Origin of the sequence: Elstera litoralis, assembly GCF_000963705.1 — a bacterium.
Lineage (GTDB): Bacteria > Pseudomonadota > Alphaproteobacteria > Elsterales > Elsteraceae > Elstera > Elstera litoralis.
On record NZ_LAJY01000363.1, the window covers coordinates 1 to 4,690 of the forward strand.

Here is a 4,690-nt window from a genome sequence, read left to right on the forward strand (position 1 = left end):
GTTGCGCAGCAGCGTATAGCCCGCCCCCGGCAGAAACACTGCCGCGAACAAATACCATTGCAGCTCCAGCCAAGCGTTCGAACTATTATCGAAGAGATAGCGGATGAGTGCATTCACCGTGCAAACGATGACGGCGACCAGCAGAAACCATTTAATATTTCCGCCAACGAATTCGTTCAGCCGGTCGATGAACCGACTGAGGGATAGTAAAGCTCCCATAAGCCCCCCTCACTTTTTGTATCGGGGAAGCAAGAGGTTCCTCTTACTTCCCCTGTTTTTGCCTGCCTTACGGGGTGCGCTGGGCGCCCGCCGTGAAGGTGAAATTATCGAAGGTCGTTTCTGCCACACGGAACCAGAGGTACTGATCGTCGCGGAAGGCTTTCCACGGTTCGTAGATTTTCTTCCACTTCGGATTGGTTTTCGCCAATTCCTCGTAGAGTTCGTAGGAGGCCTTGTGAGCCGCCTGCAAAATCTCCCGCGAGAACGGGCGGAGCACCGCCCCCGAACCGATCAGCTTCTTCAGCGCAATCGGGTTTTGCGCGTCGTACTTGGTCATCATCGCAATGCTGGCTTCGTAACACGCGGCCTCCAGAATCGCCCGATACTCCTTCGGAAGCGATTCTAATTGCTCGCGGTTGACGATCGCCGACAGATTCAAGCCCCCTTCCCACCAACCGGGATAATAATAGTATTTTGCGACCTTATAGAACCCTAGTTTCTCATCGTCGTAGGGGCCGACCCACTCGGCGGCGTCAATCGTGCCTTTTTCGAGCGCGGGATAGATGTCACCGCCCGCGATTTGCTGCGGAACGCCGCCCAATTTGGTCAAAACCTGCCCGGCCAACCCGCCGATGCGCATCTTGAGGCCGTTGAGATCGGCAGGGGTTTTGATTTCCTTACGGTACCAGCCGCCCATCTGCGCGCCGGTTTGGCCGGCGGGGAAGCTAACGACATTATACTCTTTCAGGAAATCGCCGACGAGTTCCTTCCCGCCGCCCTGATACATCCACGCCAGATGCTGACGCGTGTTCAGGCCGAACGGAATTGTGGCTTCGAAGGCGAAGGTCGGGTCTTTACCGACGTAGTAATACATGGCCGTATGGCCCATTTCCACGGTTCCGGCCTGCACGGCGTCCAGCACCTGCAAACCGGGAACGAGTTCGCCCGCCGCGAAAACGCGAATTTGGAATTTACCGCCGGTGGCGGCCGCAACGCGCTGGGCGATCGTATCGGCCCCGCCGTAAATCGTATCCAAGCTCTTCGGGAAGCTGGAGGCGAGACGCCATTTAATTTCGGGCTGCGATTGAGCGATTGCCGGAGCGGCAATCGTAGTGGCGGCGGCACCGATGCCCGCAGTTTTTAAAACGCACGACGTTCCATCATCATCCCCTCAACCTAAGGGTCGGCAGGATGGGCAGGCGCGTTCGTTCTCGAACCGAACTTTTGCGGCCTCTCCCCAAGCGTCCGACGATTTTTTTATGACACTCAATCGGTTCGTTGCCGCGAAGATAGGCTTTCGGGTTAAAAGCGGGAGAGCTACCTTCGTAGGGGGCGGCGGCGGCACTACAGGCAAGGAGAAACGGGCGCGTGCAAGGTTGGGTCGTCATTGCGGTTTCGGCGGCCTATATCGCCCTGCTTTTCGGTATTGCCTGGTATGGCGATCGGCAGGCGGCGCGCGGGCACCCGCCATTGCGCTTTCTCTGGCGCAGCGGAATTTTCTTCGCGCTCACGCTGACGATCTATACGACGACCTGGAGTTTTTACGGCTCGGTCGGGCGCGCCTCGACCGGCGGATTCGACTTTCTGCCGATCTACCTAGGGCCAACGCTGGTGCTGCTGCTCGGCCGCCCGATGCTGCGCAAGGCCATTGCCGTCGTGAAGGCGCAGAATATCACCTCCATCGCCGATTTTCTCGCCGGGCGCTATGGCAAGAGCCAGGGGCTCGCGGCCCTGGTGACGCTGACGGCACTGCTGAGCCTGCTGCCCTATATCGCCCTGCAATTAAAAGCGCTTGGCAGCAGTTTCGATGGGTTGACTGGGCAAGGGGCGCTGCCGTCCGACCCGATTTGGTCGGATACGGCTTTTGCCGTCACCGTGGCGATGGCGGTTTTCTCGATTCTCTTCGGCGTGCGCCATATTCATGCCAGCGAGCGCCATCGCGGCCTGTTGCTGGCGATTGTGTTCGAAAGCCTCGTGAAACTCGCCGCTTTTATCGCGGTGGCGCTGTTTATTGTGATGAGCCTGCCCGAAGGGCCGGTGGAACTGTTTCAGATCGCGGCCAGACAGCCGGAACTGGCGCGGTTGCTCGATCTCGATTTGCTGGCCCCAACCTGGGTGAGCAATACGATCATCGCCTGTTTTGCCTTCTTCTGCATGCCGCATAAGTTCCATGTGCTGATGGTGGAGAATGAGGACAGCCGCCATTTGCGTCAGGCCGCCTGGATTTTTCCGGCCTATTTGCTGATTTTCTCGCTGTTCATCGTGCCGATTGCCCTCTCGGGCCTGCTACTGGTCGGGCAGGGCACGCTAAACCCGGATACCTTCGTGCTGGCCTTGCCCCTGCGGCTGGGCTCGCCGGAAATGGCACTGCTGGCGTTCATCGGCGGGCTATCGGCGGGAACGGGGATGGTGATTATGACCGTCGTCGCGCTGAGTACGATGGTCTGCAACGATGTGGTGATGCCGCTGCTGCTGCGCCGCGCCGCGTTTCGGCAGGAGCGGGACCTCACGCGCGTGCTGCTGTTCATCCGCCGCGCTGCGATCATCGTCATTCTCTTCTTGGCGTTTCTCACCTATCGGCTGATTGGCGAGAATTACGCGCTCACAACGATTGGGCTGATGTCCTTTGTGGCGGTGGCGCAGTTCGGCCCGGCCTTTCTGGGCGCGCTCTATTGGCGGCGGGCGACGCGGGCGGGCGCTGTTGCGGGGATCGTCGGCGGGCTGTTCATCTGGGCCTATACGCTGCTGCTGCCAGCCTTCGTATTGCTGCGGCGGTTAGATTTGGCGTTTCTTCAGACAGGGCCGTGGGGGTTGGAGTTTCTATCGGCCCATGCGCTGTTCGGCTTAAGCGAATTGGACGCGATTTCCCACGCGACCTTTTGGAGCCTGCTCGTCAATCTCGCGCTCTATATCCTAGTTTCGCTGCTCACACGCCCGTCTGCCGTCGAGCGCGCCCAGGCGGAAGCCTATGGGGACGCCGCACCGAACCTCGAACCGTTGCGCCCGCGCCTCTGGTCGGTGCTCACCCGGCTTGCCGATCTGCGCGCCATTGCCACGCGCTATTTAGGCGAGGAGGCGGGCGGCGAGGCCTTCGACCGCTTTATCGCCGCGCGCTATGCCGAGGCCGAGCCTTTCTATCGGGACGGTTTGGCCGATTTCGACGCCGTGCGCTTCACCGAACATCTGCTGGCGGGAGCCATCGGCTCGGCTTCCGCCCGTGTCGTGATGGGCGCGTCGCTGAAGCGGCGCAGCCTGTCGCGCGGCGACGCAAGGCAGATGCTCGATCAGGCCTCCGAGGTCATCCGCAGCCAGGCCGATCTGCTGCGCGGCACCATCGACAGTGTGCGCCAGGGGATCTGCGTGCTCGACCGCGACTTGACCGTGCTGATGTGGAACCGGCGCTTTCTCGATCTGCTGGATTTTCCGCCGAATCTGGTGCGCGTCGGCGTGCCGCTGGCCGAACTCGTGCGTTTCAACGCCGCCCGGCGCGATTATGCGGCGGGAGATATTGATGCGCTGCTGGTCAATCGTTTCGACGAAATCACTGACTGGCCCTATCGCCACGAGCGCATTCGCCCCGACGGCACCGTGATCGAAATGCTGACCGATCTCATGCCCGGCGGCGGTTATGTGACCACCTATACCGATATTACCGAACGGCATTTGGCGGCAGCGCGCCTGAAGGAGATCAACGAAAGCCTGGAAGCGCGGGTGCGCGAGCGCACCGAGGCGCTGCAAGCGGCTAAAGCCGAGGCCGAGCGCGCCAATTCCAGCAAAACCAGCTTTCTGGCCGCTGCCAGTCACGATTTGATGCAGCCGCTGAATGCCGCGCGGCTGTTCACCACGGCGTTGGGGGAGCGGCTTCAGGACGGGAATGCGGCGGCGGGGCAGGAAATGGTCGAGCATATTGCCGCCTCCTTGCAGTCGGTCGAACAGTTGCTGGCGGCGTTGCTCGATATTTCGGCGCTGGAGGCGGGCGCGATGCGGGCACAGAAGCGCGATTTCGCCCTGGGGCCGCTGCTGGAGCGGCTGGCGGTGGAAGTGACGACGCTCGCCGCCGACCGGCCCGCCCATCGGCCCTTGCGCGTGCGCTTCGTGCCGACGGCCGCGCGCGTGCAGACCGACCCGGATTTGCTGCGCCGGATCGTCCAGAACTTTCTCACCAATGCCGTGCGCTATACGCCGCGCGGCAGCCTGCTGTTGGGGTGTCGCGCCCAGGGGGACTGCGTGCGGATTGAGGTTTGGGATACGGGCATTGGCATTCCCGAAGCGCGTCAGCAGGAGATTTTTGAAGAGTTTCGTCGCCTCGCCCCCAGTGCCGACGATGGTCACGCCGGGCTTGGCTTGGGGTTGGCGATTGTCGACCGGATTGCGCGCGGGCTCGGCCATCCGGTTAGCCTACGCTCCTGGCCGGGGCGGGGCTCCTGCTTTGCCGTGACGGTGCCGCGTGCCCTCACCCCCACACCGCCGC

The 4,690-nt window shown here is 61.7% G+C and carries 3 protein-coding genes; 1 reads left to right on the forward strand and 2 read right to left on the reverse strand.

Annotation, left to right across the window (positions count from 1 at the left end; translation table 11 throughout):
* Both VZ95_RS13670 and VZ95_RS13675 read right to left on the reverse strand, forming a co-directional pair.
* Positions 1-219 (reverse strand): TRAP transporter small permease subunit (locus tag VZ95_RS13670; RefSeq protein ID WP_045776343.1); only part of this gene is annotated, 219 nt, incomplete at its 3' end.
* A 67-nt stretch (positions 220-286) separates the two neighbouring features.
* Positions 287-1,255: a TRAP transporter substrate-binding protein gene (locus VZ95_RS13675; protein WP_408606092.1), complete on the reverse strand. Its 969-nt coding sequence runs from the start codon at positions 1,253-1,255 to the stop codon at positions 287-289.
* A 332-nt stretch (positions 1,256-1,587) separates the two neighbouring features.
* On the opposite strand from VZ95_RS13675, the gene VZ95_RS13680 reads away from it, so the two are divergent.
* A partial coding sequence (locus VZ95_RS13680; protein WP_045776345.1) for a PAS-domain containing protein occupies positions 1,588-4,690 on the forward strand: 3,103 nt, incomplete at its 3' end.